Source organism: Pedobacter planticolens (assembly GCF_014172375.1).
Taxonomy (GTDB): Bacteria; Bacteroidota; Bacteroidia; order Sphingobacteriales; family Sphingobacteriaceae; genus Pedobacter; species Pedobacter planticolens.
Window position 1 is genome coordinate 1,717,549 of the sequence record NZ_WNXD01000002.1, and the last position, 20,335, is coordinate 1,737,883.

17 protein-coding genes are annotated in these 20,335 nt (G+C 35.2%); 6 read left to right on the top strand and 11 right to left on the bottom strand.

What is annotated here, in order from left to right:
* Nucleotides 1-130: 130 nt before the first annotated feature.
* The 4 genes from GM921_RS16390 to GM921_RS16405 all read right to left on the bottom strand — a co-directional run bounded on the left by GM921_RS16390 (nucleotide 131) and on the right by GM921_RS16405 (nucleotide 5,752).
* Nucleotides 131-1,585: a glycoside hydrolase family 30 protein gene (locus GM921_RS16390; RefSeq protein WP_182923710.1), complete on the bottom strand. Its 1,455-nt coding sequence runs from the start codon at nucleotides 1,583-1,585 to the stop codon at nucleotides 131-133.
* A gap of 999 nt (nucleotides 1,586-2,584) precedes the next feature.
* The gene (locus GM921_RS16395) at nucleotides 2,585-2,947 is read right to left on the bottom strand and encodes a DUF2200 domain-containing protein (RefSeq protein WP_182923711.1); all 363 of its coding nucleotides are present in this window, start codon (nucleotides 2,945-2,947) and stop codon (nucleotides 2,585-2,587) included.
* Nucleotides 2,948-3,107: 160 nt separating this feature from the next.
* A complete protein-coding gene (locus tag GM921_RS16400; protein ID WP_182923712.1) occupies nucleotides 3,108-3,497 on the bottom strand; it encodes a DUF1801 domain-containing protein in 390 nt (129 codons plus the stop codon).
* 197 nt (nucleotides 3,498-3,694) lie between these two features.
* Nucleotides 3,695-5,752: a TonB-dependent receptor gene (locus tag GM921_RS16405; RefSeq protein ID WP_182923713.1), complete on the bottom strand. Its 2,058-nt coding sequence runs from the start codon at nucleotides 5,750-5,752 to the stop codon at nucleotides 3,695-3,697.
* Between the two features lie 1,016 nt (nucleotides 5,753-6,768).
* Here GM921_RS16405 and GM921_RS16410 point away from each other — a divergent pair.
* Entirely contained in the window at nucleotides 6,769-7,377 is a 609-nt protein-coding gene (locus GM921_RS16410) for a fibronectin type III domain-containing protein (protein WP_182923714.1), read from the top strand.
* Nucleotides 7,378-7,970: 593 nt separating this feature from the next.
* On the opposite strand, the gene GM921_RS16415 is transcribed toward GM921_RS16410, so the two are convergent.
* The 6 genes from GM921_RS16415 to map all read right to left on the bottom strand — a co-directional run bounded on the left by GM921_RS16415 (nucleotide 7,971) and on the right by map (nucleotide 11,226).
* Nucleotides 7,971-8,159 carry a hypothetical protein gene (locus GM921_RS16415; protein ID WP_182923715.1) on the bottom strand — a complete coding sequence of 63 codons (189 nt, stop codon included), beginning with the start codon at nucleotides 8,157-8,159 and terminating at the stop codon, nucleotides 7,971-7,973.
* 11 nt (nucleotides 8,160-8,170) lie between these two features.
* Nucleotides 8,171-8,608 carry an NAD(+)--rifampin ADP-ribosyltransferase gene (gene arr, locus GM921_RS16420; RefSeq protein WP_182923716.1) on the bottom strand — a complete coding sequence of 146 codons (438 nt, stop codon included), beginning with the start codon at nucleotides 8,606-8,608 and terminating at the stop codon, nucleotides 8,171-8,173.
* A 24-nt stretch (nucleotides 8,609-8,632) separates the two neighbouring features.
* Nucleotides 8,633-9,052, bottom strand: coding sequence for a VOC family protein (locus GM921_RS16425; RefSeq protein ID WP_235969854.1), 420 nt, complete (start codon nucleotides 9,050-9,052; stop codon nucleotides 8,633-8,635).
* 177 nt (nucleotides 9,053-9,229) lie between these two features.
* Nucleotides 9,230-9,847 (bottom strand): DKNYY domain-containing protein, encoded by a 618-nt coding sequence (locus GM921_RS16430; protein WP_182923718.1) that lies wholly within the window; start codon nucleotides 9,845-9,847, stop codon nucleotides 9,230-9,232.
* A gap of 105 nt (nucleotides 9,848-9,952) precedes the next feature.
* Complete coding sequence (locus GM921_RS16435; protein ID WP_182923719.1) at nucleotides 9,953-10,456, bottom strand: GNAT family N-acetyltransferase; 504 nt, start codon at nucleotides 10,454-10,456, stop codon at nucleotides 9,953-9,955.
* A 5-nt stretch (nucleotides 10,457-10,461) separates the two neighbouring features.
* The gene (map, locus tag GM921_RS16440; protein ID WP_182923720.1) at nucleotides 10,462-11,226 is read right to left on the bottom strand and encodes a type I methionyl aminopeptidase; all 765 of its coding nucleotides are present in this window, start codon (nucleotides 11,224-11,226) and stop codon (nucleotides 10,462-10,464) included.
* 641 nt (nucleotides 11,227-11,867) lie between these two features.
* On the opposite strand from map, the gene GM921_RS16445 reads away from it, so the two are divergent.
* The 4 genes from GM921_RS16445 to GM921_RS16460 all read left to right on the top strand — a co-directional run bounded on the left by GM921_RS16445 (nucleotide 11,868) and on the right by GM921_RS16460 (nucleotide 16,547).
* On the top strand, nucleotides 11,868-14,087 hold the full coding sequence (locus GM921_RS16445; protein ID WP_182923721.1) for an NADP-dependent isocitrate dehydrogenase: 2,220 nt from the start codon (nucleotides 11,868-11,870) through the stop codon (nucleotides 14,085-14,087).
* A 261-nt stretch (nucleotides 14,088-14,348) separates the two neighbouring features.
* Nucleotides 14,349-15,161 (top strand): hypothetical protein, encoded by an 813-nt coding sequence (locus GM921_RS16450; protein WP_182923722.1) that lies wholly within the window; start codon nucleotides 14,349-14,351, stop codon nucleotides 15,159-15,161.
* 10 nt (nucleotides 15,162-15,171) lie between these two features.
* Nucleotides 15,172-15,981 (top strand): hypothetical protein, encoded by an 810-nt coding sequence (locus GM921_RS16455; protein ID WP_182923723.1) that lies wholly within the window; start codon nucleotides 15,172-15,174, stop codon nucleotides 15,979-15,981.
* A 152-nt stretch (nucleotides 15,982-16,133) separates the two neighbouring features.
* Entirely contained in the window at nucleotides 16,134-16,547 is a 414-nt protein-coding gene (locus GM921_RS16460; protein ID WP_182923724.1) for a hypothetical protein, read from the top strand.
* 86 nt (nucleotides 16,548-16,633) lie between these two features.
* Here the strand turns inward: GM921_RS16460 and GM921_RS16465 are convergent, their stop codons facing one another.
* A complete protein-coding gene (locus GM921_RS16465) occupies nucleotides 16,634-18,505 on the bottom strand; it encodes a DNA polymerase III subunit gamma/tau (RefSeq protein WP_182923725.1) in 1,872 nt (623 codons plus the stop codon).
* 461 nt (nucleotides 18,506-18,966) lie between these two features.
* Here GM921_RS16465 and GM921_RS16470 point away from each other — a divergent pair, with 461 nt between their 5' ends.
* Nucleotides 18,967-20,211 carry a hypothetical protein gene (locus GM921_RS16470; protein ID WP_182923726.1) on the top strand — a complete coding sequence of 415 codons (1,245 nt, stop codon included), beginning with the start codon at nucleotides 18,967-18,969 and terminating at the stop codon, nucleotides 20,209-20,211.
* Nucleotides 20,212-20,335: the final 124 nt, after the last annotated feature.

Genomic DNA, 20,335 nt, shown 5'->3' on the forward strand with positions numbered 1-20,335 from the left:
TTTGCTATTGCATTACGATTCCCAATCGAGTTGGGAATGACGATATGGTCACATGCACTGCTAAACTAGAAAGTCCCAGTAAAAACCGGGACTAACTAAACCAATCATACACCGTATGAAAAATCTTCAATTACCACACATATGTACCAACTGCGCCTGCTGGTAAAGTGCTGGTTACTATTTTAGTATTATGCATAATGTTAAATGTTTGTGCTGTAGCGCTGGTGTTGATTACAATTAATGCTCTTTTGCCATCGGTAGTTTTAAAAGCAACGTTGGCTAATGTACTATTTAAGGTAGAACCAATGCGTACCGAACCTGGTCTAACAAATTTAGAAGCATGCGCAATAATATAATAGGCTACATTTCTGGTTACTGCTGGACTAATGGTTAAAGCGCCTAAACAAGTAGTACAACCGCCATCTGGTGTATGTGGATTGTAACTTGCATCTGCTGCTAAATTCCATTCTAACACATTTCTGCTCCAATTACGTGTAGCACCAATAATTAAAGTAGAAACATGCCACTTTAAATCTGCGGCGAAATTGCCAGGCCCACCAACCCATTGCTCGGTGAAATACACGCTTTTAGTAGGATAAGCATCATGAACTTGACTAAGTGCCGAGATGCTACCTCCATATAAATGAAAAGCCGAACCATCTACATATTTACTTGCTGCGGGATCTGCCAATATAGCCATTGGGTAATCTGGGCGATCTGCATTATGATCATATACAATAATTTTAGTAGTTAAACCTGCAGTTTCAAACGCTGGGCCTAATGCCGTTTTAATGAAGATAGCTTGATCTGCTGCTTCCATATACATACTTGGGGTATTGCCCGGATGCAAAGGTTCGTTTTGTATGGTAATGGCATCGATAGGAATACCTTGTGCTTTCATCGCTTGAATATATTTCACAAAGTATTTGGCATAAGATGAATAGTATTCTGGTTTTAAACTTCCGCCTTTGTAAGCATTGTTTGTTTTCATCCATGTTGGTGCTGTCCATGGTGAACCTAAAATTTTGATGTTTGGGTTTATCGCCAAAATCTTTTTAAGGATGGGAACTAAATCTGTCATTTCTGCTGCAATAGAGAAATTATCCTGATTGATATCTGTTTGTCCTGTTGGTCTTTCATTATAAGTAAAAACGTTCGCACTTAAATCTGATGCGCCAATGCTTATTCGTAGGTAGCTTACCCCAATTGCTCCCTCTTCGGTAGAAAACAATTCTTTTAATAATGCATCCTTTTCAGTAGTACCTAAACTATTAATTAACGTAGCGCTTCCTCCTGTTAAGGTATAGCCAAACCCATCAATGGTTTGATAAACTTGTGCTTCATCTACTGTTATAGTGGGGTTGCTATTATTTGTTGCAGTAAAGTTTAAAGCAATATTTTGTTTTTGTAGCAAAGCTGATTTATCACCTGTGGTTAACCAAAAACTTACATCGCTGGTTACAGGTGTTGTAACTGGTGGTGTAGTAGGGCCGCCGTTATTGGTAGTAGTTTTAACGGCTTTTTTACAAGCACATGAAACAAAGATGAGGGCTAATGCAAAAAAGGTAGTGGAGAATAGTTTCATGGAAATTGGTTAAGGAATAGAGTTGGATTTGATTTTTTAACGGCAGCTTTTGCCTGCCTTTTTAAGTTAAACTACTGTAAGCTAGATAATATATTTGAATGTTAAAAATTCTTTATTTCGGGGTTTTTAAGCATTAATACGTTTTATTCGCAAAGGCTTGTAGTTGATTATTTGCTTTATTAGGTGTGAAAAAAGCTTTTGATTTTTTGAAGTTTTTATTTTGATACGCTTAAATAACATGAAAATAGTTTGTTTCTACTAGCAGAATCATTTAATCTTCAATAAAATTTACCCTTATAATTCGTTCTATCCTAATTTGCCAAAACTAACCCATCGTAACCTTACTCTTCATTTAGGTTAAATATGTTTTTTGTTGCTGAACTGTCAACCAAATAGTTATATAGTTAAAAGATTAATATAACTGGTATTAAAATAACCCTTTCTAATCCTTTTCTTTAGATTTTAGGATAAATAAACCACCTAAAAGATGATTTTACAGAAGAATGCTTTACCCTAGTTTTGCTAAGTGTTGATCGATTCAGCCAGCTTCCGCGTTCTGCGATGAAAGTTAGGGATGGTTTTTATAGTTGGCTGAATTTCAACATATTTTGTATTGCTATAAAACATAATAATAATGATTTTCAAATGCTTGTGGTCTGTAAATGTGCTGATAACTTGTTTGTTCACTTACCTGCTTTATATTGCTTTTGGACATTTTTTATTAACCAATACTCAATCCTTTTTTCTTTTAGTTTTATTGGTTCTGAATGGTGTATTGCTATATGCATCTTTTAAATTAAAGCAACGCAGAAAAATAGTAGCCTACTCAGCGCTGATTATAGTTTCATTACCAAGCCTTTATTGTGCAGTCCTATTAATGAGTGTCTTCTCTTATATAATGTTGTATTAAGCCGAAACTAAATTATTAATAATATCGTGTTCTGTCATTGTAATTAGTCTATTAAATGATCTAGATATGGAAGAACGGTAAGTTGAATTCTAAACTCGTAAAATCTTTTCCATCTTGCGTCCCTTTGCTAACTCATCTATTATTTTGTCTAAATATCTTGCCTGTTGTGTTAAAGGATCTTCGATATCTTCTACCCGATAGCCACAAATTACACCAGTAATGAGGTGAGCATTAGGGTTTAATGTAGCCTGCTGAAAGAATTCTTCAAACGTTACTCTTTTTTCAATGAGCTCTTGTAGTTTTTTTTCATCGAAACCAGTTAGCCATTCAATTACTTGATGTAGTTCTTCTTTCGTTCTACCTTTCTTTTCAACTTTTGTTACATAATGTGGGTATACCGAGGCGAAGATCATTTTTGGAATACGTCCGTCGTGATTATTTGTGCTGTTCATGTTATGTAGTTTTAGGTTAACAAGTGTTTAGATTTCATTCAAGTAGAAAGTCGATGTCATCCTGAGCGAGCCTGTACTGAGCGAAGTCGAAGTGAAGGATTTATATAAAGGGTCTTCGACTACGCTCAGACTGACAAAGCCGCGTTCAGACTGATAAAAATTATAGTCGTTCTAATTGTCCTTTTCTTTTCACTATGTTTTTATAATCCCATTGAATTTCTCTTGATTTTTGTAACCAACGTTTTAAGTCGCTTTCTTTAATCTCGGGAAGGTTAGTATAAAAGATAGAAGCATCTTTAAATTTTTTACCTAGTACGTTTAATTCCTGTTCGTCAAAGTCAGCTCCGCTCCAAAACATCAATCTAATTCCTGCTTTTTGTTTGCTGTAACCAACAATTGGGTTGCCATTTAAAAACCAAACAGGATGTGCATGCCAAACTTTACTTTCGGCTTCGGCGAGTTCGCTGTTAATTCGTGTTGCAAGGAGGTTGCAAATTTCTTTGTCGACAGTGTTTTGTTTGTCGTTGTAGGGTTGAATTTCCGAGTTCATTGTTTTACTGGTTTACCGCTTACTCAAATATAAATGAAACGTTTATCATTTTAAACCATATAAGGCATATAAGTTTCATATAAGGTTTTAGTGGAAAGCCTTAGCAAGAAAGATTGCTTCGTGCCTCGCAATGACGTGGCGTTAAAAAGGATGGATGCAAAATCTGTGTTTATCTGTGAAATCTGTGGCAAAAATCTTTACAACTTAACCGCTAAACTTGTATAATAATTAACCCCAGCTGCGGTATTAAAATATCTATTGTTTGCGGCATTTAAATCGTTGCCTAAGCTGTAACGCTGATTGAAAACGTTGTTAACTCCTGCCGAAATGTTTAATGCAGTTTTACCTAACTGTAAATTACGAAGTCCTGCTTTTACATCTGCCAAATGATACTTTGTCGCAAATACAGTATTTGCATCGTTTAGTGGAATAGCAGCGGTATAATTATGTTGAGCAAATAGATAAAATCCTTTTTTAAAAGTAAACTCCAAGCTATTAATTAAAGTAGTATTGGGCACTCCAGTTAATTTGTTGCCCGAGTAATCTTGTGCTGCATTTTTAAAATCCTCAAACCTAAAATGACTGTAAGTATAACTGCTGCGTAATTGTACTCCATTTAAAAAACGATTAGCATTCGTTTGCAATAACCATCCTGAAAGTTGTACTTCTGTACCTAGCTGTTTGGTACCGCCTGCATTAATAAAATATTCTACAGCATTTTCATTCAATCTCCTTACAATCGCATTTTGCAAATGGAAATAGAATAGACTTCCATCAGCATAAAAACGTTTATTGTTAGCTAAATAGCGAACACCGCTTTCATAATTCCAACCTGCTTCTGCTTGCAAACTATTATTAATAATATTATCTGATGAACGTACTTCGGCCAAAGTAGGTGGCGAATATCCTTTGCTTAATGATCCTCTCACCGTAAAATTAGGGTTGATTAAATAAGAAGCGGCAAACTTTGGCATCAACCTCGTTTTAAAACTTCTATTCTTTTCGGCAATAGCCAAAGGGAAATAACTTTGGTAGTTATAATTGAAGAAATTTAAACTCGAACCTAATTCAATTAGCAGGCGATGATTAACATCGAAGTTGAAACGTAGAAAGCCAAAATCTTGATGCGCTGTTAAATCATCTGATGCCATAAGTGCAGTTGCTATGCCTTTATCGTTGCCATAGTTTTTAATGTCGTTTTTTGTTTGTGCACTTTCTACACCTGCCTGAATGGTATAGTTGATGTTATGATGAACAGCTGCATATTCTACAAAAGTTCTTAAGCCGATGGTGCTTTCTTTTCGCTTTTCGTAATTAGTGATAAAAGGGTTTTTAAAATCGGTAAAGGAAGTAAAAAGTGCGAGTACATGTTTAAAATGCTGATTAAAACTATAACTGTGTGCTAAACCTCCAAAAAAGGTTTTGTTATAAATGGCTGCTTGCTGTTGCACTGCACTTGGTAGCGTTGGGGTTGCCGGTCGGGCAGATTTCGGATTTGCTGCTAATTGTGCTGCGGTTAATCCGCCTGGAGTTTCGTATCCTAAATCACTGTAAAAAAGAAAAGCTTTTAAAACACCTTTTGCATTATAGTTCCATTGGTGTGCGGTTTGAATATACTTTCTTTTTAAGGCGCTGTTTTCTCTATAGCCATCGCTTTGCTGGTACCCTTGGGTAATGCTAAAATTATAATTTTTATACAGTTGCTGTACGCTCGCAGTTTGATGGAGCAAGCCATACGAACCAGCGGTTAAAGAAACTTCAACTTCGTTATTTCTTTTTAAAGGAGAATTTAAAAGCACCACTCCGCCTGTATTGGCACCGAATATACTGGCTTCTGGTCCTTTGTAAATTTCTATGGAACCAATCCCTGCAATGTCTAAAGAGTTGAGATAGGTATTTCCGCTGGCATCGGTTAAAGGGAAATCGTCGATATAAATTTTAATGTTTCTTACGCCAAAAGGCGAACGCAATAAGCTGCCACATAAGGATAAACGATAACTACCTGGCGATCGTTCTTCCATCCGTACTCCGGGTGCTGTGTTCATACTGCTGACTAAGGAGCTGGTTGGCTGGTTTTGCAATAGATTGCTATCTAAAACACTCACCGCACCAATGGCTCTTAGTAAAGGTTGCGGATTGTAGTAACCTTTAACTACAATTTCATTTAATTTTTTAACGCTATCTGTCGGTGTAACTTGGGCGGCAACTGAAAAAGAGAGTAGGGCAAGTAAAAGGGTAAGGGATGATTTTGACATAGCTGTTTAAATGTTGCAATTTAAAAATTAATTACGATTGCTGTTATTGCATTTTGTCATCCTGAGCGCAGCGAAGGATCTTTATTTCTAGTTCACATGCGTCATTCCCGTGAAAACGGGAATCGTAAAGCGATAAAAAGACAATTAAGCATTACGATGCCCAGTCAAGCTGGGCATGACGGGATGTTCTTAGTACGTATGGCGTGTTATTCCGTTAATCGCCTTTGCGTTAAAATGGTCAACAATTTAACTTTCTCTTAATAAATTATCGTAATAGTAAAATTATAATTAACTGATAGTTAATTAGTTATCGTTAGAAATTACTTGTGTGGTATCTTCTTTATCTCTACATTGCGAGCAGAAGAAATGGATGGTTTTTGCAAAACAATCAGGCATATTTTTATCGACTAGCGTTGTTACATACGCTTTGCTCGGGGACAAGAATGAACTACAAAAATTAAAATTTATATAATGACCAATCTTTTATTAAAAACAACTTTGTTCTCTTCATTTGGTACGTTACCAGAAAAAAGAGGACGACTACCGCCAAAGGATGTAACCTTAAAAGGTAGTTATGCGGCTTAAAGACTACGGCTGAAGCTTTAAAAAGAACAATTTACAACTGTATTTTTTGAATTTACAGTTGACAAAGAACAATTTACAGCTGTATTTTTTGAATTTACAGTTGACAAAGAACAATTTACAGCTGTATTTTTTGAATTTACAACTGACAAAGAACAATTTACAACTGTATTTTTTGAATTTACAGTTGACAAAGAACAATTTACAGCTGTATTTTTTGAATTTACAACTGTCAAAGAACAATTGTCAACTGTGTTTTTTGAATTGTCAACTGTAGTTTAACTAGGGTTAACCGTTGCTAGCCTATATCAATAACTCAAATAATCAGATACATTCAGTATAAAACATTTTATCTATCAATTTCATATCCCACTGTTTGTTCTTTATTCATTTTTAATTGAATAGGGGATGATCAAGGCTTAAAAAACAAAATTATGAGTAAACCAAAAATTATAACGGGTTTTAAACGTTACAATCACACAGAACTAGATGTTAAAGCAAAATTTATTGTTGACAGTATGACAGACAATGCAAATTTTGTAACGCCCATTCCTTCCTTAGCTGATGTTACAGCTGCAACAACTAACTACATTGAAGCATTAAGTAATGCTGAAGGGGGAGGAAAATCTCAAATGGCCATAAGAAACCAAACTCGCAAAATTTTGGAAGGATTACTAGACAAACTAGCATTGTATGTAGAGGCCTATGGTAAAGATGACGAGGTAATCTTGTTAAGTTCTGGATTTAGTTTAGCAAAAGGGTATAGTCCGATTGGTATTTTACCCAAGCCAGAAGGTTTTACAGTTCAATCTATAGATAAAGGCACTATAAGTTTAAGATTAGCTGCCATTCGAGGTGCAAATAGCTATCAGTTTGAGTATCGTTTACTGGGCGATGAAACATGGATAATACGTGTGCAAAGTAAAAGCTCTTTATCCTTAACTAATTTACCAAGCGGCTCGCAGTTTGAGTTTAGGGTAGCTGCAATAGGCAGTGCCGTAGAACGAATTTATAGCGATGAGCTTAAAAGCTTTGTGTTGTAAGGGAGGGGTAACTATTTAATATAAAAAGCCACTCTGTGTATGGAGTGGCTTTTTTTTATCCTCTGTGCTTGTCATGCTGAGCTAGCCTGCACTGAGCATAGTCGAAGTGAAGGACCTTTCTTTTTAGCTCGCCGCCGCTATGGCTCTTTCTTTTCTCTTGATAGAAAAGAAACAAAAGATCAAGGCTTAGTATCATCTCTCGGATTAAGCAATCCAAACTTTTAGGGCAACAAGCAGCAGACCCGATGAAAAATCGGGTTTAGCTCATTGTTTTGGATTGTGGTTTTTGAAAGTTTGTGGGGGAAGTTTGAATTGCTTTCTCCTTCGGGATGCTACAAGGCCAGTCCTCGTTCTTGGGAAAGGATTGTGGTTTTGTGTGAGGTTGTATGGCGGTCGTATTACCTCCCTGTTCGTCTTTGCGAGGCACGAAGCAATCTCCATATCTCTAGTTATGCGTCATTCCCGTGAAAACGGGAATCGTAAAGCGTTAAAAAGAGAACTAGTGCATTACGATGCCCAGTCAAGCTGAGCATGACGCGATGTTTTGAGAAACCAGTTAATAGAAGACTCACTTGAAGTAACCTTTTGTTTAGCTACTCTTGTTTTTCTTTATTGTTCTTAAAAAGAAAGTAAACCGTCATTATAAAAGTTAAAATATAGATAACTGCCATGGCAGGGCTTTCAAACTTAAAAGTTTTAAAATCGAACTGTTTAAAAATGGTTGCTCCCAAAACGATAGCTATAATGATGAGTGGAAATGATAGTCCTTTTTTAGTGCTCATGAGTTTTAAGTTTAATTAATAATTTTTGCGTTCGAATCTGCTTTAAGGTTTGCTATCCTTTCTCGCCATTGTTGCAGTTCTTCAGGTGTTAGTCTTACCCAATCTGTTACTTCGCCAACTATTTTCAGTGGCGCTTGGCTGCGGTAGGAACGTGTCGGATTGCCTGGAAATTTTTTGTCGGTAACGTTCGGGTCATTTTCAAAACTCCCCGTTGGTTCAACAATGTAAACCCGTCCTTCTCCGTCGCCTTTGGCCAAGGCGGCAGCAAGCCCAGCACCATTAGGTAAGGCTGTAAAATAAATGTGATTCATGATCACTTCAGTGTAGTAATTAGAGTTGAAGCCAGCTGTGAGTAAATCGCCAAGTTTCAAATCTGCTTTTGTTCCGTGATAAAAGGGGCCATTATCTAAACTATCAGTCCCATCAATTCCGTTAGTGTTGTCTTTCATTCTTTAATGCTCTATTTTGGGTAGTTATTTTTTGCCAAGCTCTTCTGCTAAACCAACAAGTAGTCCTTCGGTGCCACGAATGTAGCAGAGCTTATAGGTTTCACCATATTTAACTACTTCGCCAACAAGCTGAGCACCTTTCTTTATGAGTCTGGCAACCAGTTCGTCAATGTCTTCAACGGTAAACATTACACGTAAATAACCCAAAGAGTTTACAGGAGCAATCCGATGATCTGAAATGGTTTGTGGAGTGAGAAATCGAGAAAGTTCCAACCGACTGTGGCCATCTGGAGTAACCATCATCGCAATCTCTACACTTTGATCGCCTAGCCCAGTAACGCTACCAGCCCATTCTCCTTCTATCATGGCTCTTCCTTCTAGTTTTAGTCCTATCTCTGTGAAAAATGAGATCGCATCATCGAGGGATTCTACAACGATGCCCATATTGTCCATTCGTAGTAATTTGTTTTGTGCCATAGTTTTATCTTAATATAAAGTGGTTTTAAATTAAGCGCTAGAAGTTCGACGCGTGTTTGATAGCTCAATAAAGTTAAAGAAAATTAGAAAGGTGTAGATGAAATCTCTGTTATTTTGCTAAACCAATGTTGGTGGCAGTTTTATTCATCTTTTTATTTTTCCAAATTCGTATACATTATTTTTGTCTCTGCCTGAATAGCTATTAATTACTTTAAATGTTGCAGGGTCAGCTCCATCAACTATTTTGTTATCATTTATTACATGCTTTTTTGTCTTGCCCCAATCTTCATCGATAGCATTAAAGTCATCTATGTCATTTAAAGTTAATGTGTCATTGCCGTGAATTAGTATGTTTCCAGCCCTAGACCAGGGATATTCAAAAAGTTTCAATTTGTCCAATTCTATTCCTTTTATTGAGCAGTCGTTTATATTGTTGTAAAACCCAAAAAAGTATGCGCTGTCTTTATCTACAAAAATATAGTTGCCGATAAATTTAAAAGCGTTTGGATCTATGTCTCTTATAGGTTCTCCATCAATGAACAAATGGTTTTTGTCTTTTCCAAAATCAAGGTTACAATCGCAATCAAATTTCATTTGTTGGAAAGTCGTAGCGTCAGCTTGTTCAATAAAACGTTTTCCTTGTCCGCTACCTTCATTCCAATATTCATAATAAACTTTGTCATTTTCTACCTTGTAGCCTCGTTTGCAGCTTATCAAGAGTGATGTTGCCAAAATTGCAAGTAATAGAAGTCTGGTTGTCATTTTATGGATGTCTTTTAAATTGTAGTAACTCTCAAATATACTCAACGAACATGGGTGTAAACTCTCTGAAAATATTACTAAAGCACTAAAAAGAAAAGTTTAATTTTAAAACCCCAACCTCCAATTAAACAAATTATCAACTTCGCCAACCTTTTCGAAATGATTTCTTTCTAGTATTCCAAATGATGCAGGATTATCTTTTGCGGTTTGTGCAAATATAGATTTCACGTTTTCTTGTCTTTTTGCCCATTCAATAATACAAGCAACGGCTTCGGTCATGTAGCCTTTACCTCTAAACTCTTCGTACGTGCCGTAACCAATTTCAATTTCTCCATTTTCATCAGGTTCCCCTACAAAACAGATATCGCCAATCATTCTGTTCTCAGCTTTTAAAATGAGAGTCCACAAGGTGGAGAACAAATGATTTTTTCCAGTATCGGCTACATTTGGTAAAATGGTTTCTTCTAAAGCTTCTTTCAGTGCTGCTGAAATTATTTTATGAGTTGGGTTTAATTGTAACTCAGCCTCTAACGAATCATCATTTTTAATGTATTTTACTAATTGATTGTGAGTGAGAGGTTGTAGAATGAGGCGTTTGCTTTCGATCATAGGGTTTAGTTCCAAATTTCATTTTGATTAGTCAGTATTAGCGGCATGCCATCTGTAACCATAATTGTGTGTTCATGCTGTGCTACAAAACCACCTTTGTTGCCTACCAATGTCCAACCATCTTTTTCTGTATTGGCTATCGTAGATTTAGTAGAGATAAAGGTTTCGACAGCAACGGTTGTGTTTTTTCTAAACCGTTCAAAGTTATAACGGTCTTGGAAGTTAGCAATTTCATGCGGTTCTTCATGTAAACTTCTGCCCACACCATGTCCGGTTAAATTTTTAATTACCGTATAGCCTGATTTCTTTGCTTCAGTTTCAATCAGTTTTCCAATCTCGCTTATTCTAACTCCTCCTTTAATTTGGCTGATTGCTTTTTTTAAAATGTTTTTAGAAGCGGTTACCAACTTTTGGTACTGATAAATATCTTCGCCCAGTACAAAAGAACCTCCATTGTCCGACCAAAAACCATCTAACTCTGCAGATACATCAATATTCACCAAATCGCCTTCCTTAAATATTTTTAATTCGCTCGGTATGCCATGCGCAACTTCATTATTCACACTAATGCATGTCCAACCCGGGAAATCGTAAGTTAAGCGTGGGGCAGACTTTGCACCTAAATCATTTAAAATGCTGCCACCAAAATCATCTAGTTGTTTAGCGGTCATGCCAGGTTTCACATATTCCCGCATTTCTTTGAGTGTAATAGCAACTGCATCACTTATTTTTTGCATTCCTGCAAGCTCTTCGGCATTGGTTATAGACATATTCGTGGTTGTTTAGTTAAAGGTAGGGCTTTTCTTAAATTTTAGGGCTGATTAATTAAAACCAATATAATTTGCTATTGTTTTTTCTATCGGTTGGTGTCTCACCGCCCGAAATTATAAACTTTTTTGAAGAGCAAAACTAATGCTAATCGGTTTCGATAGTCCCGCCACCATTTCAAGTCCTCGTCCCGATGAAGAATCGGGACTGTGGGCTTTACATTTTGTCGGGTCTAAATTACTTTGGTTTGCCTAACTATTTTAAACCTGACAGGAGCGAGCATGAAGCGGAGTTTACGAAGCGAAATAAAGCATATGGTAGGACTTTCGAGACCTATGGAACACAGAACCTTGCTTTTCAAAAAAACTACTTGCAAATTTCAGTAGTATATTTCGGCAGGTGAAGACATCAGCCGATAGTTGAAAGTATTTCCGCGAAGCGACAGAAACATAAATATATCTCAGAAATTAATGACTTTTAAAACGCAACCATTGTATTTACTAGTTAAAAGCTATTTCATATCCCGAATTCACGTTAATTAACAATCCAATGTCTTTAAATTCATCTGATTATTTTATCTTTAGGCGATTTTAACCCATGGGATAAAATCCAATCAATATTAACATTAACAAACCAATTTCATATGTCTACTACTTCTAAAATTATCTACACCAAAACAGATGAAGCGCCAATGTTGGCTACCTATTCATTTTTACCAATTGTACAAGCTTTTACCGCTTCGGCAGGTATTGATGTAGAAACCAGAGATATTTCATTGGCAGGAAGAATTTTGGCAAACTTCCCAGAGTTTTTAAAAGACGATCAGAAAATAGGCGATGCTTTAGCGGAACTTGGTGCATTGGCTACCACGCCAGAGGCGAATATTATTAAATTACCAAATATCTCTGCTTCAATTCCGCAATTGGTTGATGCCATTACAGAACTACAAGCGCAAGATTATGCGTTGCCAAACTATCCAGATAATGCACAGAGTGATGAAGAAAAAGCCATCAAAGCTAAATACGGTAAAGTATTAGGTTCGGCAGTAAACCCAGTTTTACGTGAAGGTAACTCGGATAGGAGAGCACCAAAAGCGGTTAAGAACTATGCAAAAGTAAATCCACACTCGATGGGTGCTTGGTCGGCAGATTCTAAAACTAGAGTTGCTAGCATGAGCGAAGGTGATTTTTATGGTTCAGAGAAATCTGTAACTTTAGCTGAGGCTTCGCAATTTAAAATAGAATTTGTTGCAGAAGATGGTGCGGTAACAGAATTAAAAGCATTGGCTAATTTAAAAGCTGGTGAAGTAATTGATAGTTCTGCATTAAGTCTTTCTGCATTGAAAGCATTTGTAGCGAAAGAAATTATAGCCACAAGAGCTGAAGGAACTTTATTGTCTGCACATTTAAAAGCAACGATGATGAAAGTTTCTGATCCACTTATTTTTGGTGCAATTGTAGAAGTTTACTTTGCAGATGTATTTACAAAATATGCAGATTTATTTGCAGCATTGAATGTTGATACGAGCAATGGTTTAGGCGATGTGTATGCGAAAATTGCAGGCAACCCGAAACAAGCTGAAGTTGAAGCAGACTTAGCAAAAGCAATTGCAAATGGTCCGGCATTGGCGATGGTAAATTCTGATAAAGGAATTACTAATTTGCACGTACCATCGGATGTAATTGTAGATGCTTCGATGCCAGCAATGATTCGTACATCTGGTCAGATGTGGAATAAGGACGGTAAATCTCAAGATATCACTGCTTTAATTCCTGATCGTTGTTATGCTGGTGTATATACTGCAACAATTGATGATTGTAAAAAACATGGCGCTTTTGATGTAACTACAATGGGTTCTGTACCTAATGTGGGTTTAATGGCACAAAAAGCTGAAGAATATGGTTCTCATGATAAAACTTTCCAAGCAAAAGCAAACGGTACTATTCGTGTAACGGATGCAGCTGGAAAAGTTTTCTTCGATCAGAAAGTAGAAAAAGGCGATATCTTCCGCATGTGCCAAACTAAAGATGCGCCAATTCAGGATTGGGTTAAACTTGCTGTAAATAGAGCTCGTTTATCGGCTACGCCAGCTGTTTTTTGGTTAGATGAAAACAGAGCACACGATAGAGAAATCATCGCAAAAGTGAAAAAATACTTAGCTGATTATGATACTAACGGATTAGATATTCAGATCCTTGATCCAATTGCTGCTACAAAATATACTTTAGAAAGAATTAGAAAAGGACAAGATACAATTTCGGTTACAGGTAATGTATTGCGTGATTATTTAACAGATTTATTCCCGATTTTAGAATTAGGAACTTCTGCAAAAATGTTATCTATTGTTCCGTTAATGAATGGCGGTGGTTTATTTGAAACTGGCGCTGGTGGTTCTGCTCCAAAACACATTGAACAATTTATAGAAGAAGGTTATTTACGTTGGGATTCATTAGGAGAGTTCTTAGCATTACAAGCTTCTTTAGAGCATTTATCGCAAACACAAAATAATGCAAAAGCGCAAGTTTTAGCTGATGCATTGGATGAAGCAAATGCAAAATTCTTAGCTACAGATAAATCTCCTGGAAGAAAATTAGGAACGATTGATAACCGTGGTTCTCATTTCTATTTGGCTTTGTATTGGGCAGAGGCTTTAGCAAATCAAACAAAAGATGCAGATTTAAAAGCAAGATTTACTCCACTTGCAAAAGCATTAACTGAAAATGAAACTAAAATTGTTGCAGAATTAATTGATGCACAAGGTAAACCACAGAACATTGGTGGTTACTATCATCCTAATGATGACTTGGCAAGTAAAGCCATGCGCCCAAGTGAAACGTTGAATACTACCTTGGCAAGTTTGTAATCGTTTAACCACATAGACACAAAGTTAAGTCGATACAAATTTTTTATAATATCATATAAGTCGTAGCATATCGCTACGACTTTTTTTGTTAATTAATGTAAGATACTTTTAGCTCTACTTAATTTCATCACCTTTTAAGGTGATACTTTCTTAATTCTTCCTTGTTTTCATTATCGATTTAGTTTTTGTACACCTCTAAAAGACGATTTTTTGCAGACTATTGAATGGCTAGGTTTGCTGAATAATTTAATCCCTAACAAAATGAAAAAAAATATTTTCTATAGTTTAATTGCCCTGATGGGTTTATTTGCTGCCTGTAAAAAAGAGCCTAAACCAGTTGATCATATTGTTACTAATCCGTATAAAAATTCTCGACCAATAGAAGTATCAAGTGATGATGGCAGGCTAACCAAGTATTCTTACAATGCTACCAATCAAGTTATTAAAGCGGAATATTATCAAAATGGCACCCTCAATAATTTAGAAACATATACGTATACAAATGGTAAACTAACTCAAATTGCTCTAGAAAAAGGGACATCTATAAAAAATACACAGGATTTTACATATCAAGGTAATACAGATATCATTGAAAGCATAATTTCCACTAGTATAAAATATATAAATCCTGCGCAACCAATAACTACTTTAACAAGTACTCAATACTACAGCAGCTATGCAGATGGAACGGTTTTTAAAGTAACAACAAAGAATGGTATGGATGTAACATCTAGTATTCGTACATATACCTTTAGTGTAAAGGGAGAAAACCCGTTTGTAACAATTGATTTTTTTCCGCAAGCGCTAAATGGGAATCCTGTTAATCCAGCTTTTAATTTTAATATAACAACAGAATATTACAAAGATGTATTTGACCCAATGTCACATTATTCTACAAACTCTACATTTGAAAGCAAATTTATACCGAAAAGCGGAGCAATAAGTACAAACGAAAATTCATATTATACCCAAACTTATGAATTGGATAATGTGGGTAGAATAAAGACTATAAGCACAACCTATCCTTCTAGTCAAAATACGATGAAAACTACTTATACCTACGAAACATATTAATCCTAACAAAATGAAAAAAATACTCTCTTATAGTTTAATTGCCTTGATGGGTTTATTTGCTGCCTGTAAAAAAGAGCCTAAACCAGTTGATCCAATTGCTACTGATCCGTATAAACATTCTCGTCCAATAGAGTCATCAAGCGATGATGGCAGTATATATAAATATTCTTATAATACTGCTAATCAGATTGTAAAAATGGAATATTCCGAAAAAGGCCAGCCCGGCTTCATTAGCTTATTAACATATACATATGCAAATGGTAAACTTTCTCAGATTGTTATAGAAAATGGCACTTCAACAAAATATATTACTGATTATACATATCAAGGTAATACAGATTTTGTAGAAAGTACATTTTTTAATGCTATAGATTATGAAAATCCTGCGCTACCAGTAATCATCTCAACAATTAATACAGATTACAGTTATGTTGATGGGAAAATTTTTAAAATGACCACAAAAAATGATAAAAATATCCCAACTCTTATTAGTACGTATAGCTTTAGTATAAAGGGAGAAAATACATTTGTAAGTATTGATCATATTCCACAAGTGGTAAATGGGTTTTTACTTGGTTTTCCGTATAATACATCAACAGAATATTATAAAGATGTGATTGATCCAATTTCATATTTCCTTGCAAGTTCTACAAATGAAAGTAAGTTTTTTCCAAAAGCTGGAACATCAAGTGCTTACGCGAGTTCAAATTATAACCAAACTTACGAATTGGATAATGTAGGTAGAATAAAGACTATAAGTAGAACTGTTCCCTCAAATCAAAATACGGTTAAAACTACTTATACTTACGAAACGTATTAAATACTACTTTGGCAAGCTTGTAATCTACTTGCTTTAAAAACATAGGCCCATTTGCATTCGCATTTGGGCTTTTTTGTTAATATGTTTATTGTGAACCGTAAAACAATTGCTAAATTCATTTCGTTATATTTATATATTAAATCGAAAAGGGTATGAGTACAAATTCAAACGACAATCCGCACAGAGCCACAGATAAATTGCATCCAAGCGATCTTGGCGAAACCAAAGATTTTAATCAATTATCTTTTGATAAGGATAAAAATAGTTATGAATTTGATGTGAAAGGTCCAGAAAAAGAGTACGACCATCCTTTACCTTACGATACTTCTGCACAAAATGGGGAGGATAGTATTTCTACGTATGATGAGGCAAATCCTTATGTTGGCGATGAATATGATTTGCATGAGCAAGCAGAAAACGCGATGGAAGATTCTGCCATGCACATTGATCATACTGGGGAAATAGTAACTGTAAGCCCTGAAGATGAAATTTTATCTAGAACGGAAGAAGATGATCGGGATGATTTGGATGAAGAGGGGTATCCGAAGAATGATGCTTTAAAATAGTCCGAAAGTTTTTAGTCTGAAAGACCGAAGAATGATACATAGTACAATTTGACTTCGGACTTTCGAACGCCCGACTTCCGGACTGATTAAGGATTAATATCCAAATTAAAACGTTTACGCATTTCTTCCAACTGCGGATTTTTCTCTACCATGTAAGTATATTTATCCTTGTTGGTGTAAATGCGTTTCTTTTGTGTGTTTTCTGCTCGCTTTGAAACAATTTGTAAATCGAAATTCTTTAATGCAGTACGAAGAAAGTTTAATAATTCAATTTTTTCATCTTGAAGTGTACTTTCCAGCGCTAAATTTTCTACTAATACCGTAATTTCTGTTCCATTAATAATCGGATCATTATTCATTAAGGTAAACAGGTGAATTTTATCAGCATCTTTCGCTTTTTGCGTATAAATTTTCCAAAACTCTAAAAATTGCTCCTCTGTAAACTCCTGTTTCTCATTACCACTTACATATTGCGGACCTTTTTCTTCTTCGCCACTGGCAACTCGCTCTAAATCTGTAAGTGATGGAATTAAAGAAGTTATTTTATTAGTATGCAGTGGCTGAATTTTAATCGAACCACTCGAAGGTTTATTTACGGATGGTGTTTTTGGAATTTGAACTGGAATTTCGGTCGGTAAAGCAACATCCAAATGATCTGGTAAATCCTGTAAATCTTCTTGGTCAAGGAAATCCTTAAGATCAGCTATGGTGGCATTTTCAACTTTTGACTTTTGGCTTTCAATTACTTGACTTTCCGACTTTCGATCTTCCCGACTTTCTGACTTCCCAACTTCCGAACTAATTAAAGTTTTTTTTTTATCCTGATCTAGGTCAGTTGCTTTAGGTTGTTGCGCTAATTGTATCACCGATGGGATATGACACATTTTTATTAAAGCCAATTCTACTTGCAAACGTTGATTTTTACTGTTTTTATAAATTAAATCGCATTGGTTAGCTAAATTTAAAGCAGTTAGAATAAAACCAAGATCAGTTAATTTACTTTGAGCTAAATATTTTTGTTTGATATTTTCACTTACCTCAAGCAATTGCAACGTTTGACTATCCTTACCAACTAATAAATTTCTAAAGTGGCTTGCCAATCCATTAATGAAGTTATTGCCATCAAAACCATTATTTAAAACTTCATTAAATAGCAATAAAGTTTGACTCACATCACCGCTGCTTAAAAAATCAATCAGTTTAAAATAATAATCGTAATCTAAAATGTTAAGGTTATCAATTACTGCTTTGTAAGTTAAATTTTTGTTGGTATAACTTACAATCTGATCAAACATAGAAAGCGCATCACGTAAACCACCGTCTGCTTTTTGCGCAATAATGTGTAAACCATCACTATCTACAGAAATGTTTTCTCTGATAGCGATTTTGTTCAAATGATTTGCAATGTCTTCTACCTGTATTCTATTAAAATCAAAAATCTGACAACGTGATAAAATAGTTGGCAAAATTTTATGTTTCTCAGTAGTTGCTAAAATAAAAATAGCATAAGAAGGAGGTTCTTCTAATGTTTTAAGAAATGCATTAAAAGCATTAGCAGAAAGCATGTGCACCTCATCAATAATATAGATTTTGTACTTACCTGCTTGTGGTGGTATGCGCACTTGCTCAATTAAACTTCTGATGTCATCAACAGAGTTGTTAGAAGCGGCATCTAATTCGTGGAAATTAAAAGAATGACCAGTTTGAAAAGAAACGCAACTTTCACAAGTGCCACATGCTTCTTGTTCTGGAGTGAGGTTGGTACAATTAATTGTTTTTGCTAAAATACGAGCACAAGTAGTTTTACCTACACCTCGTGGACCGCAAAATAAAAACGCTTGTGCCAATTGGTTATTCTTGATGGCATTTTGCAAAGTACCCGTAATATGCTGTTGCCCAACTACGGTTTCGAACGTAGCTGGACGATATTTACGTGCCGAAACAATAAAATTTTCCATCGCAACGAAAATAGGAATTTTTTTAGTGTTGCAGGATTGAAAAATTGGAATGTTGAAAAGTTACTTAGTGAGATGGTTTAGAATTTGAAAATTACTTTCCACAATGCGATAACCGGACATACCTACTTTTAGGTATTTTTTAAAAATACGTATTAGTACGGATGAATTATTGAAAATAGTTGTCGATTTTAGTAGTATAATTTATCTAACATGAAAAAGCTAACATATTTTATTAAGGTAATGGGTGGTTTTGCAATGTACTTGTATAAATTAACCAAATAAGTGTTGTTTTAAATTTCAATAGGTGTGCTAACGGCTCGTGTTTTCCCAAAGACCGAGCCGTTTGGCTTTTAATAGTATTATAATGTTGTTAATTAATCTAATATACATCATAGAAAGTGAGATTTTTTATAGAACTTGTAATAGAAAATTTAAATGCTATTTTTGAAAAAAAATCGCTCATGAAATACTTCTTATTTGTCTTATTATTAACTGTACCAAGCTCTATTTTTGCACAATCCAATTTTCAAAAAGGATATGTAATTACTAAAACAAAGGACACATTACGCGGATATATCGACCTAAGAGAGCGCAATAGCAATCCAACATCTGTAACTTTTAAAGCAAATGTTGATGCTAAATCGCAGATTTTTGGACATGAGGATATCATTGCTTATAGCATTGATGGCTTAGAAAGTTATGAGAGCCATCTAGTCAATATAACCATGAGTCAAGTAGATCTAACTAAAATCACAGAGAAGATTGATACTTCTTTTAGGAGAGACATGACTTGGCTGAAAGTTTTGCAAACTGGAAAAAATGTGACTTTATATTCTTTTTTAGATCCTATTAAGCTCAGGTTTTTCACCAAAGCTAATGACCAAAAAGAGCCAATGGAATTAATCAGACAAATTTATATGAATGATAGAGGTGATCAAATGATTACTGGTGAAACCTACAAAAGACAATTGGCAGCATTGGCTAGCAAATATGATGTCAATGTTGGTAATAAATTGCAAAATTTGAGTTACGAACAAGGAAGTTTAATTAAAATAGCAGCATTGATTAATAATGATAAAGTAGTAAAAACACAATTGGCTAAATCTAGATTTTTTGCTGGTGCAGGAGTTGGTTTTACCGAAATCTATCATAGGGGAGCATCTGAATTTAATAATCCACAGGCTTCAAATAAATCAAATATTTCTCCCAATATCAATGCCGGCTTTGATACATTTTTCAATCCCAGTACTGGAAAAATCATTTATAGAATCATGTTGAACTTCAATATAAATAGAGCAGAAATGTCGACAGCTGGTTCTGGTGCAACTTTGCCTGCGATTTACAGAGTGCATACTTTCGATCAGTTCAGGTCATCATTTGTGAACTCCCTTATTTATAATATTTACAACAAGAGCAATATTAAGGTGTTCTTAAATGCTGGTGTTTCAGTAAATTACTCTATCTACAGCAATAATATTATCAATACTATTTATACAACAACAAAATTAGAGACATCGACAAAAGATGAAATTGATCTTAATGATTTTACATTCAATTACCCGATGAAACTTGGTGTGGTAGTTGCAAAAAAATATGAGCTTTCAGTTGGTTTTCTGCCGCCAAATCCATTAACTGGTTACCTTACTCATGCTATCACTGAAAAAAGTTACAGTATTGGATTTAACTATCTCTTTGGTAAACACTAACGCTATTGGTGCCAAAGTAGATTGACGAATTTATTACAACCATTCTTTTGCTTAATCTCTTTGGTTTTTAGAAATATATTACTACATTTGCAACCCGTTTTAATAGCGGAAAATAAATTATAAA